Origin of the sequence: Bradyrhizobium sp. HKCCYLS3013 (assembly GCF_051167615.1) — a bacterium.
Classification (GTDB): Bacteria; Pseudomonadota; Alphaproteobacteria; order Rhizobiales; family Xanthobacteraceae; genus Bradyrhizobium.
Genome location: NZ_JBNPTK010000008.1, coordinates 1 through 20,492, shown reverse-complemented (window position 1 = coordinate 20,492; position 20,492 = coordinate 1). Strand labels below are relative to the sequence as shown.

18 protein-coding genes are annotated in these 20,492 nt (G+C 64.9%); 9 read left to right on the top strand and 9 right to left on the bottom strand.

Annotated elements, in window-relative coordinates; genetic code table 11:
• Positions 1-82 precede the first annotated feature (82 nt).
• On the top strand, positions 83-817 hold the full coding sequence (locus tag ACQR1F_RS16230; protein WP_315805187.1) for a LuxR family transcriptional regulator: 735 nt from the start codon (positions 83-85) through the stop codon (positions 815-817).
• 82 nt (positions 818-899) lie between these two features.
• The gene (locus tag ACQR1F_RS16225) at positions 900-1,583 is read left to right on the top strand and encodes an acyl-homoserine-lactone synthase (RefSeq protein WP_434913456.1); all 684 of its coding nucleotides are present in this window, start codon (positions 900-902) and stop codon (positions 1,581-1,583) included.
• 636 nt (positions 1,584-2,219) lie between these two features.
• Here the strand turns inward: ACQR1F_RS16225 and ACQR1F_RS16220 are convergent.
• The 8 genes from ACQR1F_RS16220 to ACQR1F_RS16185 all read right to left on the bottom strand — a co-directional run bounded on the left by ACQR1F_RS16220 (position 2,220) and on the right by ACQR1F_RS16185 (position 11,433).
• A complete protein-coding gene (locus tag ACQR1F_RS16220) occupies positions 2,220-2,867 on the bottom strand; it encodes a nitroreductase (protein ID WP_315805269.1) in 648 nt (215 codons plus the stop codon).
• Between the two features lie 184 nt (positions 2,868-3,051).
• The gene (locus tag ACQR1F_RS16215; RefSeq protein WP_434913455.1) at positions 3,052-4,299 is read right to left on the bottom strand and encodes an acyl-CoA dehydrogenase; all 1,248 of its coding nucleotides are present in this window, start codon (positions 4,297-4,299) and stop codon (positions 3,052-3,054) included.
• Positions 4,300-4,421: 122 nt separating this feature from the next.
• Positions 4,422-5,666, bottom strand: a complete 1,245-nt coding sequence (locus ACQR1F_RS16210) for an acyl-CoA dehydrogenase (RefSeq protein ID WP_434913454.1) — start codon at positions 5,664-5,666, stop codon at positions 4,422-4,424.
• A gap of 122 nt (positions 5,667-5,788) precedes the next feature.
• Positions 5,789-6,916: an acyl-CoA dehydrogenase family protein gene (locus ACQR1F_RS16205; RefSeq protein ID WP_315805191.1), complete on the bottom strand. Its 1,128-nt coding sequence runs from the start codon at positions 6,914-6,916 to the stop codon at positions 5,789-5,791.
• Positions 6,917-7,051: 135 nt separating this feature from the next.
• Positions 7,052-8,920 (bottom strand): AMP-binding protein, encoded by a 1,869-nt coding sequence (locus ACQR1F_RS16200; RefSeq protein WP_434913453.1) that lies wholly within the window; start codon positions 8,918-8,920, stop codon positions 7,052-7,054.
• 41 nt (positions 8,921-8,961) lie between these two features.
• Positions 8,962-9,768 (bottom strand): enoyl-CoA hydratase/isomerase family protein, encoded by an 807-nt coding sequence (locus ACQR1F_RS16195; protein ID WP_316216417.1) that lies wholly within the window; start codon positions 9,766-9,768, stop codon positions 8,962-8,964.
• A 156-nt stretch (positions 9,769-9,924) separates the two neighbouring features.
• A complete protein-coding gene (locus tag ACQR1F_RS16190) occupies positions 9,925-10,683 on the bottom strand; it encodes an SDR family NAD(P)-dependent oxidoreductase (protein ID WP_316216416.1) in 759 nt (252 codons plus the stop codon).
• A gap of 90 nt (positions 10,684-10,773) precedes the next feature.
• Positions 10,774-11,433 carry a TetR family transcriptional regulator gene (locus ACQR1F_RS16185; RefSeq protein ID WP_316182859.1) on the bottom strand — a complete coding sequence of 220 codons (660 nt, stop codon included), beginning with the start codon at positions 11,431-11,433 and terminating at the stop codon, positions 10,774-10,776.
• A 138-nt stretch (positions 11,434-11,571) separates the two neighbouring features.
• Here ACQR1F_RS16185 and ACQR1F_RS16180 point away from each other — a divergent pair, with 138 nt between their 5' ends.
• The 4 genes from ACQR1F_RS16180 (at position 11,572) to ACQR1F_RS16165 (ending at position 16,235) form a co-directional block, all read left to right on the top strand.
• Positions 11,572-12,744: an acetyl-CoA C-acetyltransferase gene (locus ACQR1F_RS16180; RefSeq protein WP_315805196.1), complete on the top strand. Its 1,173-nt coding sequence runs from the start codon at positions 11,572-11,574 to the stop codon at positions 12,742-12,744.
• Positions 12,745-12,914: 170 nt separating this feature from the next.
• Positions 12,915-14,453 carry an acyl-CoA synthetase gene (locus ACQR1F_RS16175; protein ID WP_316216415.1) on the top strand — a complete coding sequence of 513 codons (1,539 nt, stop codon included), beginning with the start codon at positions 12,915-12,917 and terminating at the stop codon, positions 14,451-14,453.
• A gap of 229 nt (positions 14,454-14,682) precedes the next feature.
• Positions 14,683-15,753, top strand: a complete 1,071-nt coding sequence (locus ACQR1F_RS16170; RefSeq protein WP_316216662.1) for an alpha/beta fold hydrolase — start codon at positions 14,683-14,685, stop codon at positions 15,751-15,753.
• 95 nt (positions 15,754-15,848) lie between these two features.
• Positions 15,849-16,235, top strand: coding sequence for a hypothetical protein (locus ACQR1F_RS16165; protein WP_316216414.1), 387 nt, complete (start codon positions 15,849-15,851; stop codon positions 16,233-16,235).
• A 69-nt stretch (positions 16,236-16,304) separates the two neighbouring features.
• Here ACQR1F_RS16165 and ACQR1F_RS16160 read toward each other — a convergent pair whose 3' ends face one another.
• A complete protein-coding gene (locus tag ACQR1F_RS16160) occupies positions 16,305-17,027 on the bottom strand; it encodes a hypothetical protein (RefSeq protein WP_315805199.1) in 723 nt (240 codons plus the stop codon).
• Between the two features lie 201 nt (positions 17,028-17,228).
• Here ACQR1F_RS16160 and mbfA point away from each other — a divergent pair, with 201 nt between their 5' ends.
• From mbfA to ACQR1F_RS16145, 3 genes are all read left to right on the top strand, one after another.
• On the top strand, positions 17,229-18,200 hold the full coding sequence (gene mbfA / locus ACQR1F_RS16155; RefSeq protein WP_315805200.1) for an iron exporter MbfA: 972 nt from the start codon (positions 17,229-17,231) through the stop codon (positions 18,198-18,200).
• Between the two features lie 77 nt (positions 18,201-18,277).
• Entirely contained in the window at positions 18,278-18,808 is a 531-nt protein-coding gene (locus tag ACQR1F_RS16150) for a cytochrome b (RefSeq protein ID WP_315805201.1), read from the top strand.
• Between the two features lie 82 nt (positions 18,809-18,890).
• Positions 18,891-20,360: an amidase gene (locus ACQR1F_RS16145; RefSeq protein WP_316216413.1), complete on the top strand. Its 1,470-nt coding sequence runs from the start codon at positions 18,891-18,893 to the stop codon at positions 20,358-20,360.
• The last annotated feature ends 132 nt before the right edge of the window (positions 20,361-20,492 follow it).

Here is a 20,492-nt window from a genome sequence, read left to right as displayed (position 1 = left end):
CGAACTATCGACCTAAATCTCCAATTTGCGGTTGACAGCCTTTTGTCCGTGGCTAGCTTGAACCACGGGCGGAGACTTTCACATGCAAGTGATGGACGCGTATTGGGGACGACGAGCTCTGGAGTACGTCGATGCGATCGAAGCGTCGAAGACCAGCGCGAGCGTGCTCTCCCAGTTCGAGAAGATGATCAGCGACCTGGGCTTTCACGCCTACATCATGGCCGGCGTGCCGACCTCGGGCCAATCGCTGCAGCAAACCATTCTCGCCAACGGCTGGCCGCGGGAATGGTTCGACATGTATGCGCGCGAGCAGTTTCACCGCTGCGATCCGATTCCGCGACACTGCATCTCGACATTGAATCCATTCGCGTGGTCGGAGGCTCCCTATGACCGCGAGGACGAGCCCGGCGCGCATGAGGTGATGATGCGCGCGAAGGACTTCCGATTGAACGAAGGCTTCTGCGTCCCCATCCACTACGACGATGCCGTGGGCGCCGTCAGCCTTGCAGGCGAAAATCCGAATCTCGCTCCCGATGCGCGGGGCGCGCTGCACCTGATCAGCATCTTCACGCACAGCAGGCTTCGCGCATTGGCGCGCTCCGCCGCGAGCAACCAGGGCCGACGCCTGTCGCGGATCGAGGCCGAGGTGCTGAGCTGGGCGGCGCGCGGCAAGACCGCGTGGGAGACGGCACGCATCCTCGGCGTCTCCGAACGCAACGTCAGGTGGCATCTGGAAGAGGCGCAGCGCAAGCTAGCAACCAAGAACAAGACGGCGACGGTTGCGACCGCTCTTGTCAACGGCGAGATCTCGATCTGATCTGGCGTTTCTCCCACTGGATCAATTCGAGCGCATCGGCAATCTGCAAACCCCAATTTGATTCAGACGACCGGGGGTTTCGATGCCTGAGATTCATGTCGTTCGAAAAGATAATCGCGCTCTGTACGAGAAATATTTCGATTCATATTACCGTCTGCGCCACGAGATCTACGTCAAGCAGCGCAACTGGATGGCGCTCGATCGTCCGGACGGGCGCGAGATCGATCAGTTCGACACCGAGGATTCGGTCTATCTGTTCTGCATCGACAAGGGCCAGTTGATCGGCTCGATGCGCGCGGTGCCGACGCTGTTGCCGACGCTGATGAGCGACATCTTCCCGTATCTGAATCTGCGCGGCCCGATCCAGCGCCCCGACGTCTACGAACTGTCGCGCATCTTCGTGATCCCGGAGCGCCGCGGCGAGCATGCCGGCCCGCGGATCGACATGCTGCTGCTCACTGCAATCATGGAATACGGCATCTCGATCGGGTTGACCGGCTTTTCGATCGTGCTCGAAACCTGGTGGCTGCCGCGGTTCGAGAAGTGCGGCTGGAAGGCGCGGCCGCTCGGCGTACCTCACATGATGGACGGGATGTCGGTGATGGCCGTGCTCGTCGACTGCGATGAAACGACATGGAAGTCACTCTGCGAGCAGATCGGCCTGACGCGGCCGACGCTGACGTGGCAAGGGCTCGAAGACGTCAGCCGCCAGGCCCTGCCGGATATCTTTCTTCATCTTCCACCAGCCGCTCAGCCAGCGCAATGAGCTGTTCCCGGTGCCGCTTCAGCCTGAGCTTATGGAAGGCCTTCAAGAGGCGGTGACCAAGGAGCGTCGCCTCATCCACCTCGAGGGCATAAAGGTTGGACGGCGTGTTCATGGAATCCATCGCTGACACTTCAGGTTTCGAGCCGTGACTGAACCTTCAATCGAGAAGATCATCGAGCGTCTGCAATTTTGCATCGTTGACGCTCGGGCGATGCAACTCAAAATGTTAGAGAGAATTTTGTCAATATCATTGCTTGAAGCCCACGAGCTGAAGGAAAAGTGCGCGCCCAATTCGACAAACAGCAGCCATTAGCGCTCCTGCACCGACTCTCGCAACACGTCTGGTCCCCGTAGCAACGCGTCTCGGTTGGCGCATCACAGACACAAACTGTTGATTTCAGGGCGGCTTTCGATGTGAAGGTCGGACAGGAGAGCGCGCGCATCGTTGCCGAAACGCGCTTGCCGAACTCGGACGACACCTCGGCAAAATCATGGCGCCGCCGCCCGAGCTGCTCCTTGTTCAGCAAACTCGGTTTACAAAAATGGACTCGCGGGTCGTCTCGCCCTCCTCCGGAGTCCCGGATAACGGAACTCCACCGGCAACAAATAGGCGCGCGCGACCCCACGGACGGGAAGTTATTTGTCGTGAAAGCGGACGGTCTCCGCGACCGTGGCGCGGCGGGTGCGGTAGGAGTTGGCCTTGTCACCGAGATCGGGATGGCCGAACGAGATGCCGCAGACCACCTTGCGGTCGGCGCCGAGCCCGAAGTGCTGCCGCACCACGTCGGAATGAAACGCCAGCGCCGCCTGCGGCACGGTGGCGATGCCGAGCGCCTGCGCCGCCAGCATGAAGCTCGTGACGTAGCCGCCGCAATCGATCGCGCCATAGGTGCCGAGCGCCTCGTCGCTGTGGATGATCGCCACATGCGGCGCGCCGAAGAAATTGTAGTTCTCCAGCGCCTGCCGGGCATAGCCCGCCTTGTCGCCGCGCGGGATGTCGAGCGCGTTGTAGAGCTGGAAACCGCTCTCGCGCCGCCGTTCGAGATAGACACCGGTGTATTCGCGCGGGAAAGGAAAGTCGCCTGACGCCGCCTTGCCGCTGGAGGCCGCCGCATACATCACCTTCCGGAACGCCTCGGTCGCCACACCGGAGGTGATCTCGACACGCCACGGCTGGCTGTTGCACCACGACGCGGTTTTCTGCGCCGCCTCCAGGATGCGCTCGATGGTGGCGCGCGGCACGGGCTCGGGCAGGAACCTGCGACAGGAGAAGCGCGCGGCCATCAGCTCTTCGAGAACGGTGATGGGAGTGGCCTGTGCGGCTGCGGCGTCAGCTTTCATTTATGGTTCTCACTACAACGGAGAAACGTCCCTTCATGATGAGGCGCGCAGCGCCGTCTCGAACCATGAGGCCCGGATATCGGCCTCATCCTTCAAGACGCTGCTGCCCAGCTCCTCAGCATGAGGGTTAGCTACGTCCCTTGGTCGGCACCTTGTTGAACGGCACGTCCTTGTCGACCCGGATGTCACCGGGCAGGCCGAGCACGCGCTCGGCGATGATGTTGCGCAGGATCTCGTCGGTGCCGCCGGCGATGCGCATCGAGGGCGAGGTCAGCAGCATCTGCTGAAACTGGCCCTGCGTCACCGCCTCGTCCGCGCCGGTCAGCACGCCGGCGCCGCCTTCGAGATCCATCGCGTAGGTCGCGATATCCTGCAGCATGACGCCGGCGACCAGCTTGCCGATCGAGTTTTCGGGACCCGGCCGGTCCCCCTTGGATAGCGCCGAGATCGCGCGGTAGCTCGTGTACTTCAATCCGCTCGCCTTGACCGCCCAGGAGGCCAGCTTCGAACGCGTGGCGCGGTCATCGATCGCCAAACCATTCTCGGTCATCAGGTTGGCGCAGAACTCGAACATCTCCGGGAAGCCCGTGGCGAGCCGCGCGCCGATCGACATGCGCTCGTTCATCAAGGTGGTGAGCGACACGTTCCAGCCGTCGCCGACCGCGCCGAGCCGCTGGCTGTCGGGGATCACCACGTCGGTGAAATAGACCTCGTTGAACTCCTGCATGCCATTGGCCTGCTTGATCGGACGGACCTCGACGCCCGGGCTCTTCATGTCCAGGAAGAACATCGTCAGGCCCTTGTGCTTGGGCACGTTGGGATCGGTGCGCGTGATCAGCAGGCCGTAATCCGAGTAGTGCGCGCCCGAGGTCCATATCTTCTGCCCGTTGATGACCCAGTCGTCGCCGCGCTTCTCGGCGCGGGTGCGCAGGCCCGCGACATCCGAGCCGCCGGCGGGCTCGGAGAACAGCTGGCACCAGATCTCCTCGCCCGAGGCGAGCTTGGGCAGATAGCGCCGCTTATGCTCCTCGCTGCCATAGGCCATCACGGTCGGGCCGCACATGCCCTCGCCGATCTGGAACGGCTGCGTCAGCTTGCCATAGACGCCCTCCTCCTGCTGCCAGATCACGCGCTCGATCGGCGTAGCACCGCGGCCGCCATACGCTTTCGGCCAGTGCAGGCAGGCCCAGCCGGCATCGGACTTCTTCTTCTGCCAGGCCTTGCCGACCTCGACGATATCGGCGTGCTTGAGCCTAATGCGCCCGAGCGAGGAACTCGCGAGTTCGCCCTCCAGCTCCTTCGGCGCGTTGGCCGCGATCCAGGCGCGCGCGGTGTCGCGAAAGGCGGCTTCTTCAGGGGTATCGTCGAAGTTCATGATCTAACCTCGCTTCGTATGCGGAGGGCGGGTTGGCCGAAGGCGTAACCCGCCGCTTTGATCAGCATTGCACGAGCCAAGGGCGGGTTACGCTGCGCTAACCCGCCCTACGACTCCGCTTGCTAGGCACGTCCCTTGGTCGGCACCTGGTTGAACGGCACGTCCTTGTCGACACGGATGTCGCCGGGCAGGCCGAGCACGCGCTCGGCGATGATGTTGCGCATGATCTCGTCGGTGCCGCCTTCGACACGGGTGCCGGGCGCGCGCAGCAGCATCGCCTGGAATTTGCCCGCAAGCTCGGCCTCGGGACCGCTGAGCACGCCGGCCGCACCCTGCAGGTCGAGCGCGTAGGCTGCGACGTCCTGGATCATCGGTCCGGCGACCAGCTTACCGATCGAGTTCTCAGGTCCCGGCCGCTCGCCCTTCGACAGCGCCGAGATGGCGCGCATGCTGGTGTATTTCAGCCCGCTCGCCTTCACCGCCCAGCTCGCGAGCTTGGAGCGCACGTTGCGATCCTCGATCGCGGGACGATCGTCCAGCATCAGGTTGGAGCAGAAGTCGAACAGCTCCGGGAAGCCGGTGGCGACGCCGGCGCCGATCGACATGCGCTCGTTCATCAAGGTGGTGAGCGCGACGTTCCAGCCGTCATCGACGGCGCCGAGCCGCTGCGAGTCCGGAATCACGACGTCGGTGAAATAGACCTCGTTGAAATCCGAGTGCCCGCTCGCCTGCTTGATCGGCCGGACCTCGACACCAGGGCTCTTCATGTCCAGGAAGAACATCGTCAGGCCCTTGTGCTTCGGCACGGTCGGATCGGTGCGCGTCAGCAGGATGCCGTAGTCGGAATAATGCGCCCCCGAGGTCCAGATCTTCTGGCCGTTGATCACCCAATCGTCGCCGCGCTTTTCGGCGCGGGTACGCAGGCCGGCGACGTCGGAGCCGCCGGCCGGCTCGGAGAACAGCTGGCACCAGACCTTTTCGCCGGAGGCGAGCGGCGGCAGATACTGCCGCTTATGCTCCTCCGACGCGTAGGCCATCATGGTCGGCCCGCACATGCCGTGGCCGATGATGAACAGGCCGGAGAGCTTGCCGTAGGGCCCCTCCTCCTGCTGCCAGATCACGCGCTCGATCGGCGAGGCGCCGCGTCCGCCATAGTCCTTCGGCCAATGCAGGCAGGCCCAGCCGGCATCAGCCTTCTTTTTCTGCCACGCCTTGGCAACCTCGAGGATATTGGCGTCCTTCAGCGCGACGCGGCCGAGCGAGGTCGCGCGCAGCTCGTCTTCATACTGCTTCGGCGCGTTGGCAGCGATCCAGGCCCGCGCCTGGCTGCGAAACGCGGCCTCCTGCGGAGTGTCATCGAAGTTCATCGGCAAGCCTCTCATCTCGTAGGGTGGGCGAAGGCGCAACGCGCCGTGGCCACCGATTCAATCCTGCGCCACCGATGGTGGGCACGCTTCGCTTTGCCCACCCTACGGATTCCCATCGTGCGTCACGCCGCATTGCGCTTGCGCATGCGGTCGATCAGCTGGTCCTCCCAATAGGACAGGCTGCCGAGACCGAGCGCGAGCGCGTTGGCGCGGCGGTAGTACATGTGGCAGTCGAACTCCCAGGTGAAGCCCATGCCGCCATGGACCTGGATGTTGTTCTTGGCGCAGTGCTGGAACGCCTGCGTCGCGCTGATGCGCGCCGAGGCCGCGGCTTCAGGCAGCTCCGGGGCGTTGGTCGAGAGCGCCCACGCGCCGTAGTAGGAATTCGAGCGCGCCAGGGTCGCAGACACATACATGTCGGCCAGCATGTGCTTGACCGCCTGGAACGAGCCGATCGGACGGCCAAAGGCGATGCGATCGAGCGCGTAGTCGCGGCCCATCTCCAGCGCGCGGTCGGAGCCGCCGACCTGCTCGAACGCCGTCAGCACCGCGGCGCGGTCGAGCACCTGGGTGATGATGCTCCAGCCCTCGCCGGCGGCGCCGAGCGGCTCCGCCTTGCAGTTCTTGAAGGTGAGCTCGGCCTGGCCGCGCGTCGGATCGAGATTGGTCAGCGCCTTGGCTTCGACGCCGCCCGCCTTGGTGTCGACCAGGAACAGCGAGATGTCGCTGTCGCGGCCGGTCGAGCCGGTGCGCGCGGCAACGATGACGAGATCGGCGATGGCGCCGTCGGCGACGGGCTTCTTGGTGCCGTTGAGCACGCCGTTGGCAGCCTCGAGCCTGATCGCCTTCGGCGACGGATTGCCGGTGCCCTCGAACAGCGCCAAGGCGCCGATCGTCTCGCCGCTCGCGATCTTCGGCAGCCAGGCCTGCTTCTGCGCATCGCTGCCGGCCAGCATCAGCGCCTCCGCGGCAAGATACACGGTCGATGAGAACGGCACCGGCGCCAGCGCGCGGCCGACCTCCTCGGCGATCACACAAAGCTCGAGATGGCCGGCGCCCGCACCGCCATACTCCTCCGGAATGGCGACGCCGAGGAAGCCCATCTCGGCAAAGCCTTTCCACAACGCGCGGTCATACGGCTCCTTGCCGTCGAGCACCACGCGCACCGCCTTGGGCGGGCACTTCTCGGCGAGGAATTTCCGCGCCTGGTCCCGCAACTGCTTCTGGTCGTCGGAGAAATCGAAGTTCATGGCCTCACCTGCTTCCTGATCGTCATTCCGGGGCGATGCGCAGCATCGAACCCGGAATCTCGATCTGATTCATCTCTGGATTCCGGGTTCACTCGCTTCGCGAGTGCCCCGGAATGACGGTTCTAAAATTCCGCATCACAGCACGATCACGTCGCTGTCGGGCGTAGCCGCATAAAGCCGCTCGACCAGCGCGGCGCGGCGCTCGAGGCCGGCGCGCTGGTTGATGTAGCCCTTGTCGGTCAGCTCGTGCCCGTCGATCGACGGCGGCTCGACCATCAGCATCGCGCGACCGATTCGCCGGCTGCTCGCGCCTTCGCAGTCCTTGTTGTACGCCTGAAGGCCGCGGCGGACGCAGTCGATGACCCCGGGATGCTTCACCACATCCTCGAACGTCGCATTGGGATCGCCGACCAACTGGCGGCAGGCGTGCAGGTTCGGCCACGCCAGCAGACCAACATATTCGCGGTCCTGCCCGGTCACCAGTGCATCGTGGATCGCCGGCGTTGCGGCTGCGATCGCATCGGTGCGCAGCGAGCCGACATGGACGAAGGTGCCGGTCGTGAGCTTGAAATCCTCGACGACGCGGCCGGCGAAGATGATGCCTTGCGCCGGATCGTTGGGATCGACGAATACGCCGGCGTCGCCGATGCAGTAGAAGCCCTCCTCGTCGAACGCCTTCCTCGTCAGCTCGGGCTGACCGAAATAGCCGGGCATCACGTTGATGCCGCGCAGGCGCAGCTCGTATTTGTCGCCGACCGGGACCATCTTCAGCTCGACGCCGGGGAATGGCAGCCCAATCAGCCCGACGCGCTCGGTGTTCCAATAGGTGCCGGTCGAGGTCGGCGCGGTCTCGGTCGAGCCCCAGCCGGTGTAGAACACGATGCGCTCGCCTGTGGTCTTCACCGCCAGCGCCTGCATCCGCTCGTAGAGATCGTCCGGCAGCCGCGCGCCGCCATAGGCCATGATGCCCAGATCCTTGAAGAACGAGCGGCACAGCGCGTCGTCCTTCTCCATCGCCGCCGCCAGCGCCGCATAGCCGGCGGGCACATTGGCGTAATAGGTCGGCGACACCTCGCGCAGGTTCCGGATGGTTTCGTCGAACATGCCGGGCATCGGCCGTCCGTCGTCGATGTAGAGCGTACCGCCCTCGATCAGCAGCGGATTGAACAGCGCATTGCCGCCCATGGTGTGATTCCACGGCATCCAGTCGAGCACCGTGGAGATCGGCGCCTCCGGCCCGCGCGGCCGCGTCTGCATCATCATCGCCGCATTGGCGCACATCATGCGCTGGGTGTTGATGACCGCCTTGGGCATGCCGGTCGAGCCGGAGGTGAACAGCAGCTTGCCGACCGTGTCCGGTGTGATCTGCGCAATCGACGCGTCGACCGCGCCGGTGACCGGCGTCGCGGCGAGATCAGCGAAGCTGATGCTCGCAACGCCCTCGCACGGACGCGCGACATGAACGACGGTGACGCCGTCGAGATCGAGCGCCTTCAGCGCCTTCTCGAAGGTCGGGCCGTCCTGCACCATGACCACGCCCGGCTTCACCAGTCCGAACAGGTATTTCAGCTTGAGGTGATCGTGACTCATCAACGAGTAGGCCGGAGACACTGGCGCCGCCGGCGACCGTGCCTGCATGGCCGCGAACGTCATCAGCGCATGCTCGATCGAATTGCCGGAGAGGATCGCGACGGGCCGGCCGTCCAGCCTCAAATTGAGCAGGCCCTGCGTCAGCCCATCGACCGTGCGTTTGGCCTCGGCATAGGACAGCTTGCGCCATTGCCGCTCGGCCCCGCTGCGTTGCGCGAGCCAGGTCCGCGTCGGCGCCTCCTTGGCCCAGCGGGCGAGCGGCGCCGCCAGATGCGGCTCATAGGCCTGCAGCGGAATGCGCGACTTGATGATGATCGTGCCGTCAGTGCGGCGCTCGACGTCGATGTCGCGCGCCAGCCAGTTGACCTTGCGGAATGCCGGCTTCTCCAACACCTTCGCTGCCGTCCCGTCCATTTTGCGTCTCCCGAAATATCGTCCTTTGCGGATCTTGATATCTAGCGGTTGGTATAGACCGGCTTTCGCTTCTCGAGGAAGGCTGTAATGCCTTCCTTGAAATCCTCCGAGCGGCTGCACAGCACCTGGTTGCGATCTTCCATCGCGATGACGGCTTCGATCGACGACGCATCGACGCTCATGTTGAGGCATTCCTTCGACAGTCGAAGTCCGACCGGCGAGGCCGTCATCATCGCGTCGACGAACGGCGCGGCCGCGTTCTCGAGCATATCGTCCTCGACGATCTCCGACACCAGGCCGACCATGAGCGCGCGCTCGGCGCCGATGAAGCGGCCGGTGAGGATCAGCTCCGATGCGACGGAGACGCCGACGAGGCGCGGCAGGAAGTAGCTGGTGCCGATGTCGCAGCCCCCCAGGCCGAGCTTGATGAAGGCACAGTTCATCCGCGCCGAGCGCGCGGCGATGCGGATATCGGCCGCGAGCGCCAGCGCGAAGCCGCCGCCGGCCGCCGCGCCCTGCACCAGCGCAATGATCGGCTGCGGGCAGCGCCGCATCAGCATCACGATGTCGGCGATGCGCCGCTGCGAATCCAAAGACTCAGTCACGCTTGGCGGCTCATTGGCGCCGCCGCGCCGCTGCATCGCGGCCTTCAGATCCAGCCCGGCGCAGAAATTCTTGCCGGCGCCCCTGAGCACGACGACCCGCGTGGTGCGATTGCGCTGCAGGCTTTCGAAATAGGAATTAAGCGCGTCGATCAAGGCCGGGTCGAGCGCATTCAGGCTCTCCGGACGATTGAGCGTCACCCGATCGACACCATTGTCGTGTTCGATCAGCAGCGGTTGGGACATGGCGCGCGCTCCAGCCTCAGTGTCATCCCGGCGAACGCCGGGATCCATAGCCACCGGCCTGATTGGTTAGAGCGCGGCGTCTGCCAGAGTGCCTCTCACAGACGCCGCGGAGTATGGGTCCCGGCTCAAGGCCGGGACGACAGCGGAGAATGCCGCCTAGCGCGGGGCCATGCGGATGGCGCCGTCGAGGCGGATGGTCTCGCCGTTCAGCATCGGGTTCTCGACGATGTGGACGGCGAGGTTGCCGTACTCGGAGGCGTCGCCGAGCCGGGCCGGATGCGGCACCTGGGCGCCCAGGCTCTTGCGCGCTTCTTCGTTCAGCCCCATCAGCAGCGGTGTCAGGAACAGGCCGGGCGCGATGGTGTTGACGCGGATCTTCTGGCTGGCGAGATCGCGCGCGGCAGGCAGGGTCAGGCCGACGACACCACCCTTCGACGCCGAATAGGCGATCTGCCCGATCTGGCCTTCATAGGCCGCGACGCTGGCGGTGTTGATGGCGACGCCGCGCTCCTCGCCGATCGGCTCGGCGGTGACGAGGCGCTCGGCGAACAGGCGCAGCACGTTGAAGGTGCCGATCAGGTTGACGTTGATGATGCGCGCGAACTTGGCGAGCGGATAGACGCCGTCCTTGCCAACGATGCGCTGCGAGCCGCCGATGCCGGCGCAGTTCACCAGCACGCGGGCCACTCCATGCGCGGCTTCGGCCTTGGCGATCCCGGCCTTGACCTGCTCCTCGTCGGTGACGTCGGCATGAATGGCGACGCCGTTCAGCTCGGCCGCCACCTTCTCCGCGTTCTCCTTGCTCTGGTCGAGCACGGCGATCTTCGCGCCCTTGGCCGCCATGGCGCGCGCCGTGGCGGCGCCGAGGCCAGATCCACCGCCCGTGATCAGAACGGCAACGTTGTTGAGTTGCATGGTGCGTTTCCTCCGTTTGTTTGTTGTTGGCGAATGGCGAGTAGGGAGTAGCGAACAGGGAAGGTAGGGCATCCCCCTATTCACTACCCCCTATTCGCCATTCGCGCGTTTCAATATGCCGCCGCAGATCAGCGCCTCCATATGGGCGATGTACTGGCGGCAGACGTCATCGGTGACGGGGCCGACGCCGATCGCGCGCGACATGGCGTGGCGGCCGAAGAACAAATGATCGCAGGCGCCGATCAGGCTGGTGTAGAACAGCACCGGATCGACGGCGCGGAAGTCGCCCTCAGCGACGCCCTCCTCGATCAGCCTGCGATGGAAATCGAGCAGCGGGGCCACGAAGAACTTCGACACCTCGTCGGCCGCTTCGGCGCTGCTCTCGTGCAGCAGATAATGGATCAGCCGGTTCATGTAGGGAAACCGGTGATAGGCGCGGATGATGCCGCTGATGTGCAGCTTCAGCTTGGCCGTCGGCGGCAGCGGCTGCGCCAGCAGATATTCGAGATTGGCGACCTCGGTCGCGGCGTCGCGTGCGAGCAGCGCCAGCAGCAGGCCGTCCTTGTTGCCGAAATGGTATTTGACCAGCGCGGCATTGGCCCCGGACTTCTGCGCGATGTCGCTCAGCGAAATTTCGATCGAGGACCTCGCGATCATCAGCTCGCTGGCGGCGTCCAGCAGCTTCTCCGCCGTCGCATTCCGCCCCGCGGGAAGTTTCTCCGGCACACTGTTCTGAAGCTGGGGTCCCAAGACATGTCTCGCGCTTGATCGAGGCAGATAAGCCGAAGCCGGAGTTGATCTCAAGAGTTAATTGATCGATTGACTAAGGCTCAATCGCGCATTTAAATCGCAGCCAATCACGAACACCAAGTCTAGGGAGGACACGTCATGGCGGAAGCCTACATCGTCGCGGCTGCACGCACGGCCGGCGGCCGCAAGGGAGGCCGCCTGGCCGGCTGGCATCCGGCCGACCTCGCTGCGAAGGTGCTGGACGCGCTGGTCGAGCGCTCCGGCGCCGCGCCGGACCAGGTCGAGGACGTGATCATGGGCTGCGTGATGCAGACCGGCGAGCAGTCGAACAACATCGCGCGCAATGCGGTGATGGCCTCGAAGCTGCCGGAGAGCGTGCCTGGCACTTCGATCGACCGGCAGTGCGGCTCGTCGCAGCAGGCGCTGCATTTCGCCGCGCAGGCAGTGATGTCGGGCGCGATGGATGTCGTGATCGCCGCCGGCGTGGAGTCGATGACCCGGGTGCCGATGGGTCTCTCCTCCACGCTTCCGGCGAAGAACGGCTTCGGACACTACAAGAGCCCTGGCATCGAGAGCCGCTATCCGAACATCCAGTTCAGCCAGTTCACCGGCGCGGAAATGATGGCGGAGAAGTACGGTCTCTCCAAGGATGAGCTCGACGAATACGCCTATAACAGCCATCAGCGCGCGATTGCCGCCACGCAGGCAGGCCACTTCAAGGACGAGATCATCCCGCTCGAGATCGTCAGGGCCGACGGCTCGACCGACACCCATCACATCGACGAAGGCATCCGCTTCGATGTCACCCTCGACGGCATCAAGGGCGTCAAGCTGATCGCCGAGAACGGCAAGCTCAGCGCGGCGACCGCGAGCCAGATCTGCGACGGCGCCTCGGGCGTGATGGTCGTCAACGAGCGCGGCCTGAAGTCGCTCGGCGTCAAGCCAATCGCCCGTGTCCACCACATGACGATGATGGGCGGCGATCCTGTGATCATGCTGGAGGCGCCGCTGCCGGCCACGCAGCGCGCGCTGCAGAAGGCCGGCATGTCGATCGACGACATCGACCTCTACGAGGTCAACGAGGCATTCGCTTCCGTGCCGACCGCGTGGCTGAAGACCACCGGCGCCGATCCCAGCCGGCTCAACGTCAACGGCGGCGCGATCGCGCTCGGCCATCCGCTCGGCGGCTCCGGCACCAAGCTGATGACCACGCTGCTGCATGCGCTGAAGCAGCGCAACAAGCGCTACGGCCTGCAGACCATGTGCGAAGGCGGCGGCATGGCGAATGTGACGATCGTCGAGCGGCTGTAAGTCGCGCCCCAATAGCGGTGTCGTCCCGGCGAACGCCGGGACCCATAGCCACCGAATTGAATGTCGGGCGAGCTGGAGCCACAGCTCGCTCTCACCACAGGCCCCTGTGGTTATGGGTCCCGGCTCAAGGCCGGGACGACACCATTTTCCTAATTTAGCGGTGAGCCCTCATGACCCACCCCTCCATTCACGCCAAGAACCATCCGGACAAGATCGCCTACCAGATGGCCGGCACCGGCAAGGCCATCACCTATCGCGAGCTCGACGAGCTCTCCAACCAGGGCGCGCAGTTGTTCCGTGCGCTGGGGCTGAAGGCCGGCGACCATGTCGCCTTCCTGATGGAGAACCGGCTCGCGTTCATGGAGATCGCCTGGGCGGCGCAGCGCTCCGGCCTGTACTACACCGCGATCAGCCGTTATCTCACCAAGGACGAGATCGCCTACATCATCAGGGATTGCGGCGCCAAGGTCTTCATCACCTCGCCGAAATGCGCCGAGCAGGTGCGCGATCTCGCCACCGCCAAGGACGGCCCGCTGTTCTTCATGGTCGACGAGCCCGAGCCCGGCTTCCGCTCCTGGGACAAGGAGGCCGGCGCCCAGCCGACGACGCCGATCGCCGATCAGGTCGCCGGTTACGACATGCTGTATTCGTCGGGCACCACGGGGCGTCCCAAGGGCATCAAGAAGGATTTCGAAGGCAATCCGATCGACCAGCCCAACCAGTTCCTGCGCGTGCTCTGCGCCGACATGTGCGGCATGAATGCCGAGAGCATCTATCTGTCGCCGGCACCGCTCTATCATGCAGCCCCCCTGCGCTTCAACATGATGGTCTCGGTGCTCGGCGGTACCTCCATCATCATGGAGCATTTCGACGCCGAGGAGTTCCTGAAACTCGTCGAGAAATACAAGGTCACGCAGTCCCAGCTGGTGCCGACCATGTTCGTGCGCATGCTGAAGCTGCCGGAGGACGTCCGCAAGAGCTATGACGTCTCAACGCTCAAGGGCGCCATCCATGCTGCGGCCCCCTGCCCGGTCGACGTCAAGGCCAGGATGATCGAGTGGTGGGGGCCGATCCTGATCGAGTATTATGCGGGCTCCGAGGGCAACGGCGTCACCGTCTGCACCTCGAAGCAGTGGCTAGAGCATCGCGGCAGCGTCGGGCGTGCCGTGGTCGGCAAAATCAAGATCCTCGGCGAAGACGATCAGGAGATGCCGACCGGCGAGATCGGCACGGTCTATTTCGCCGACGCGCCGGTGTTCTCCTATCACAACGATCCGGAGAAGACGAAGCGCGCCTACAACGACAAGGGATGGTCAACGCTCGGCGACGTCGGCTATCTCGATGCCGACGGCTTTCTCTATCTGACCGACCGCAAGTCCTACATGATCATCTCCGGCGGCGTGAACATCTACCCGCAGGAGACCGAGGACGTCCTCATCACGCATCCCGACGTCGCCGATGTCGCCGTGTTCGGTGTGCCGAACGAGGAGATGGGCGAGGAGGTCAAGGCGGTGGTGCAGCCACACGACATGGCGCGCGCCGGCAAGGAGCTCGAGCAGCAATTGATGCTGTTCTGCCGCCAGCATCTGTCACCGATCAAATGCCCGCGCTCGATCGACTTCGAGCCGGAGCTGCCGCGCACACCGACCGGCAAGCTGGTCAAGCGGCATCTGCGCGAGCGCTATTGGCCGAAGAAGGGCGCGGCTTAGCCCACCAACGGTGTCGTCCCGGCCTTGAGCCGGGACCCATAGTCACCGTCTTGAGTTTTGCGAAGGCTGGAGCTGCCAGTCAGCCTCACCACATTGTCCTGTGGTTGTGGATCCCGGCGTTCGCCGGGACGACGCGAGGAGAGTACACGCCGTGTCTCAGTCTCTTCCCCCGCTCCCCCTTGCGCCCACCATCCGCTCGCGCTTCGTCGACGGCATCAACGGCCTGCGCATGCATGTGCTGGAAGCCGGGTTCGAGACGCCCGGCCGTCCCTGCGTGCTGCTGCTGCACGGCTTTCCCGAGCTCGCCTATAGCTGGCGCAAGGTGATGCCGGCGCTGGCGGCGGCCGGCTATCACGTGCTGGCGCCGGACCAGCGCGGCTATGGCCGCACCACGGGTTGGAGCGCGGACTATGACGGTGATCTCGCGCCGTTTCGATTCACCAATCTGGTCCGTGATGCGCTCGGCGTGGTCTATGCCTTCGGCCATCGCCATGTCGCTTCCGTCATCGGCCACGACTTCGGCAGCCCCGTCGCGGCGTGGTGCGCTGTGATCCGCCCCGATGTCTTCCGGTCGGTCGTGATGATGAGCGCACCGTTTCCCGGGCCACCCGCAGCGCCGTTCGACATCGCCAGCCACGCCCTCGCGCCGCAGGAGGATCCCGTGCATCGCGAACTGGCGGCGCTGCCGCGGCCGCGCAAGCACTATCAATGGTATTACGCGACGCGGCAGGCCAGTACGGACATGCATCATCCACCGCAGGGGCTGCATGATTTCCTGCGCGCCTATTATCATCACAAGAGTGCCGACTGGGCAGGCAACGTCCCTTACCCCCTGCAGGCCTGGGACGCGACCGAGCTCGCCAAGCTGCCGACCTACTACGTAATGGACCTCGGCAAGACGATGGCCGAGACCGCCGCCGAGGAGATGCCTGACGCGGCGGCGATCGCGGCCAATCGCTGGCTGCCTGACAGCGAGCTCGCGGTCTATACCGCCGAATATGAACGGACCGGCTTCCAGGGCGCGCTGCAATGGTATCGCTGCGGCACGTCAGGCCTGTTCGAAGCGGAATTGCAGACGTGGTCGGATCGCACCATCGACGTTCCGTCTGCATTCATCTCCGGCCTGCAAGACTGGGGCATCTACCAACGGCCCGGCGTGTTCGAAGCGATGCAATCCCGAGTGTGCACCAACATGATGCTGTGCGAGCTGATCGATCGTGCCGGTCATTGGGTGCAGCAGGAGCAACATGAACGAGTCAATGAGCTCCTGTTAACGTTCCTGAACAGACTGACAGCCTGATTTCGGACGCCGTTTCGAACTATCAGGCGAATCGAGGAACGAACATTCGGGGTTGACGTTTCCGCATCCGGGCAATGCGCATCAGGAGATGATTTATGGATAAGAAGATCGCAGGCTTGTTGGGCGCCGTCGCCGCTGTCGGCGCGCTCGGCACGGTGCAGGCGTCGGCGGCTCCGGCCCCGACCGATGTCCTGAAGGCCAATTCCTACGCCGACCTGCTCGAGCCGATCCCCGATGCCGCCAGGGTGCTGCAGGCGCTCGACGAGCAGGGACCGCCGGCGGCCGAGCCGAAGGTGCAGCTCGCGCAGTGGTACCATCACCACCATCATCATCACCATCACCACCATGGCTACTGGCGCGGCTATGGCTACGGCCCCGGCTATGGGTACGGCTACGGCCCCCGGGTCTATGTGGTGCCGCGCCGGTACTACCATCACCACCACCATCATCACCATCACCACTGGTATTACGATCGCTATTGATCGTTGAGAGGTGACAGCTCGGGGGGCGCCGACCGTGAGGTCGGCGCCCTTTCGTTTAAGGAAGAAGGGTCAGGCCTTGCGCGCCTTGTCCTTTGCCGCGCGATGCAGATGGCGATAGGTGCCGTCGAACACGGTATCGGTGCTGGACACCCATTCGGTCTCCTTGGCGAGCACGGGCCGGCTGGCGTGGATGCGGCGTGACTGCAGCTCGCGCTCGGCTGCCTCGTCCGGGCTCATCGGCTCCACCGTGAAGTTCGCCTCCTCCGGAATCACGATCACCTGCGCGAACGGCTCGCCCGGACGGAAGATATGCGTCCGCCCTTCCGCGGGCGCCTTGAAGACGCAGAAGAACAGCATGGGCCAGAAATTGCGCACCAGCGCCGGCACCGCGATCGGGCAGGTATCGCTGCGATCGGTGTAGAAGCGCGGATGCGGCTCGGTCCGGATCGCGAAACCCTTGGGCACCTTGAGATCGAGCAGGATCTGGTAGGTGTAGAAGGCATCGCCGAAATTGCGGAATGGCGGCCATTGCAGGCTCGGGCTCGGCGGCTCGCCCCAGTCGCCGGACAGTTCGAGCTTGCCGTCGCGCGTGGTGACCTGCAGCTCGAAGTCGTAGGGATAAAACAGCTCGATGCCATATTGCGCACCTTCCGAGAATGGTACGCAATGCCAGACCTGCTCATGCGAGCCATTCGCGCGTGGTTGGCGTTCGCCTGCCCAGCCCGGAATATCCATCCGGGTGCGGCGCGGCGCCAATCCAGGATCGTTGAGCCGGTATTTGACGCTGTCCATTGGAACTCCTTAGGTGGCTGAGCGGAACGCGAACGACGGACTATCCTCGCAGTTCCATGACTGGAGCTTGAATGCGGGGTCACGAAAGCGTTCGCGACCACTCGGCGGCCGGAGTTTGACCGCGATGCGGCAAGTCCATATAGACTTTAGAAACGTTCTAAACAGCCGAATGTTGAGAGCGACAGATCCGGGGACCTTGGAATGAAGAACTTCGCCGACCTCACCGAGCGCGAGATCCTGGCAATCGCGATCTCGGCCGAAGAGGAAGACGGCCGCATCTACATGAGCTTCGCGGAGGATCTGGCGGAACGTTATCCGGACTCGGCCAAGCTGTTCGAGCAGATGGCCGAGGAGGAGAAGGGCCACCGCCACATGCTGCTCGAGCTCTATGAGGAGCGCTTCGGCAAGAACCTGCCGCCGATCCGGCGCGAGAACGTCAAGGGCTTCCTGCAGCGCCGGCCGATCTGGCTGACCAAGAACCTGTCGCTCGACGCCATCCGCCGCGAGGTCGGCACGATGGAGTTCGAGGCCGAGCGCTTCTACGCCAAGGCCGCCGAGCAGGCCAAGGATGTCGGCGTGCGCCGGCTGCTCGGCGATCTCGCCGAGGCCGAGAAGGGCCACGAGAAGGTTGCGGCGAAACTGACCGACAAGATCCTCAGTCCGGACGTCCGGCACAAGGAGGATGAGACGCGGCGGCGCGTGTTCGTGCTGCAATATGTCCAGCCCGGTCTCGCCGGCCTGATGGACGGCTCGGTGTCGACCTTGGCGCCGCTGTTCGCCGCCGCCTTCGCCACGCATCAGAACTTCCAGACCTTCCTGGTCGGCCTTGCCGCCTCGATCGGCGCCGGCATCAGCATGGGCTTTGCCGAGGCGCTGTCCGACGACGGCTCACTGACGGGACGCGGCTCGCCGTGGCTGCGCGGCGCCGTCTGCGGCGCGATGACGACGCTCGGCGGACTGGGGCACACGATGCCCTATCTCGTCCCGGACTCCTGGACCAACGCGTTCTGGATCGCGACCGCGATCGCGAGCCTCGTGGTGTTCTTCGAGCTGTGGGCGATCGCCTATATCCGCGCGCGCTACATGGACACGCCGTTCCTGCAGGCGGTGTTCCAGATCGTGCTCGGCGGCATCATCGTGCTCGGCGTCGGAATTCTCATAGGAGCGGCCTAGCCTCCGCACCCCGGCGTCTTGCAAAACGTCCAGCCGCGAGGCTGATGGCGCCGGACCGATCACAACGGAAAATCGTCATGACGCCACGCTTGCATTACGGCACGCCCGCGAAGATCCTGCACTGGCTGGTGGTGGCGCTGCTCGCCATCCAGTATCCGATCGGCTGGCTGATGCCGGACCTGCATGCCAACACGCCCCCCGGCGCGCCGATGATCCTGCACATTTCGTTCGGCCTTACCATTCTGGCATTGATCGCCGTGCGCTTCGTCTGGCGGCTCACCCATCCGGTCGCGCCGGAGAGTTCGCTGCCGCCCTGGCAGCGGCTGAGCTCGGAGGTCGTGCACTGGATGCTCTATGTGATGGTGATGGCGAGCACCATCACCGGCTGGCTGTTCGCCTCCTTCCGCGGCTGGAGCGTGTCGTTCTTCTACCTGCTTCCGTTGCCGATGCTGGCGGCGCGCAACCCGGCCGGTAACCGCGCCATCGACGGGCTGCACCAGGCATCCGAATGGCTGCTGCTGATCCTGATCGTCGCTCACGTCGCCGCCGCAATCGCGCACGTCTTCATCTATCGCGACCGCGTCATGCAGCGGATGCTGCCGGGCTAGAGGATAGTCCGCAATTTTGGTCAAGTGATCGCCATCCGCATCGGTTAGACTCCCGGCAAACATCGCACCGGGAGGATCGACATTGGCCGCACCGCAATGGACGTTCGCAACCGCCGTCGACACGGCGAAGGCATTGGCAGACCGTCAGATCTCGTCGGTGGAGCTGACCAGGCTCGCCATCGATCGCATCGAACGTCATGACTCCGAGATCAACGCCGTCTGCGTGCGCGATTTCGAGCGCGCGCTCGCTGCCGCTGACGTCGCCGACGCGGCGCTGGCGCGCGGCGAACGGCGGCCTTTGCTCGGCCTTCCGCTCACGGTGAAGGAATCCTACAACGTCGCCGGCCTGCCGACGACCTGGGGTTTTCCGCAGCACAGGGATTTCATCGCGGCCGAGGATGCGCTGACGGTGACGCGCGTGAAGGATGCCGGCGGCATCGTGCTCGGCAAGACCAACGTGCCGCTCGGGCTCGGCGACTGGCAGAGCTACAACGACATCTACGGCATCACCAACAATCCCTACGATCTCGGCCGCACGCCAGGCGGTTCGTCAGGCGGATCGGCCGCGGCCCTGGCCGCCGGCTACGGCTCGCTGTCGCTCGGGTCCGATATCGGCGGCTCGCTGCGGGTCCCCGCGTTTCACTGCGGCGTCACCGCGCACAAGCCGAGCTACGGCCTGGTGGCCTCGCGCGGCCACACGCCGCCGCCATTTCAGCCGCTGCCCGGCGAGGCCGACCTCGCCGTCGTCGGCCCGATGGCCCGTTCGGCCGCCGATCTGTCGCTGCTGCTCGATGTGATCGCAGGCCCCGACCCGCTCGAGGCCGGCAAGGCGTATCGCCTCGACCTGCCGCCGGCGCGTCACGGTCGCCTGCAGGATTTCCGCGTGCTGGTGGTCGCGAGCGATCCGCTGCTGCCGACCGACAGCGCCGTGCGCGGCGCGATCGAGCGGCTGACGGCCGACCTGGCACGGGCCGGCGTCAACGTCGCGACAGAGAGCCCGCTGCTGCCGGACTTCGCCGCATCGAGCCGGCTCTACATGCGCCTGCTGCTCGGCTTCATCGGCGCCACCATGCCGGCGGAGGTCCACGCCGGCGCCAGCCAGGCGGCCGCGCAATTGCCGAAGGAGGCGGCGAGCCTCGCGGCCGAGCGACTGCGCGGCATCGCGCTCAGCCATCGCGACTGGGTTCAGGCCGGCGGGGCGCGGGCGCGGCTGCGCGCGCAATGGCGAACGCTGTTCGAGCAGTTCGACGCCGTGATCTGCCCGATCATGCCGACTCCGGCCTATCCGCACGATCATTCGCCCGACCAGGAGCAGCGCCGCATCAGCATCGACGGCGTCGAGCATTGCTACGCCGATCAGCTCGCTTGGCCGGGCATCGCCACCTTGCCCGGACTGCCGGCGACCACGATCCCGCTCGGCCTCGCCAACGGCTTGCCGGTGGGCGTGCAGATCGTCGGCCCATTCCTCGAAGACCGCACGCCGCTCAAGCTCGCCGACCTGATCGAGCGCGAGTTCGGCGGCTTCGTTCCGCCGCCGCGGTTCGCGAATTAGTTGGCGCTTCGGCTTCTTCAACAGCGCCTCACCAAATTCCGCCGTCGTCCTACATCGTCATGGCCGGGCTTGACCCACGGCTGTCCGGTTCAGACAGACTGGACATGGTGCATGGCGTGGATTCTTCTGCGG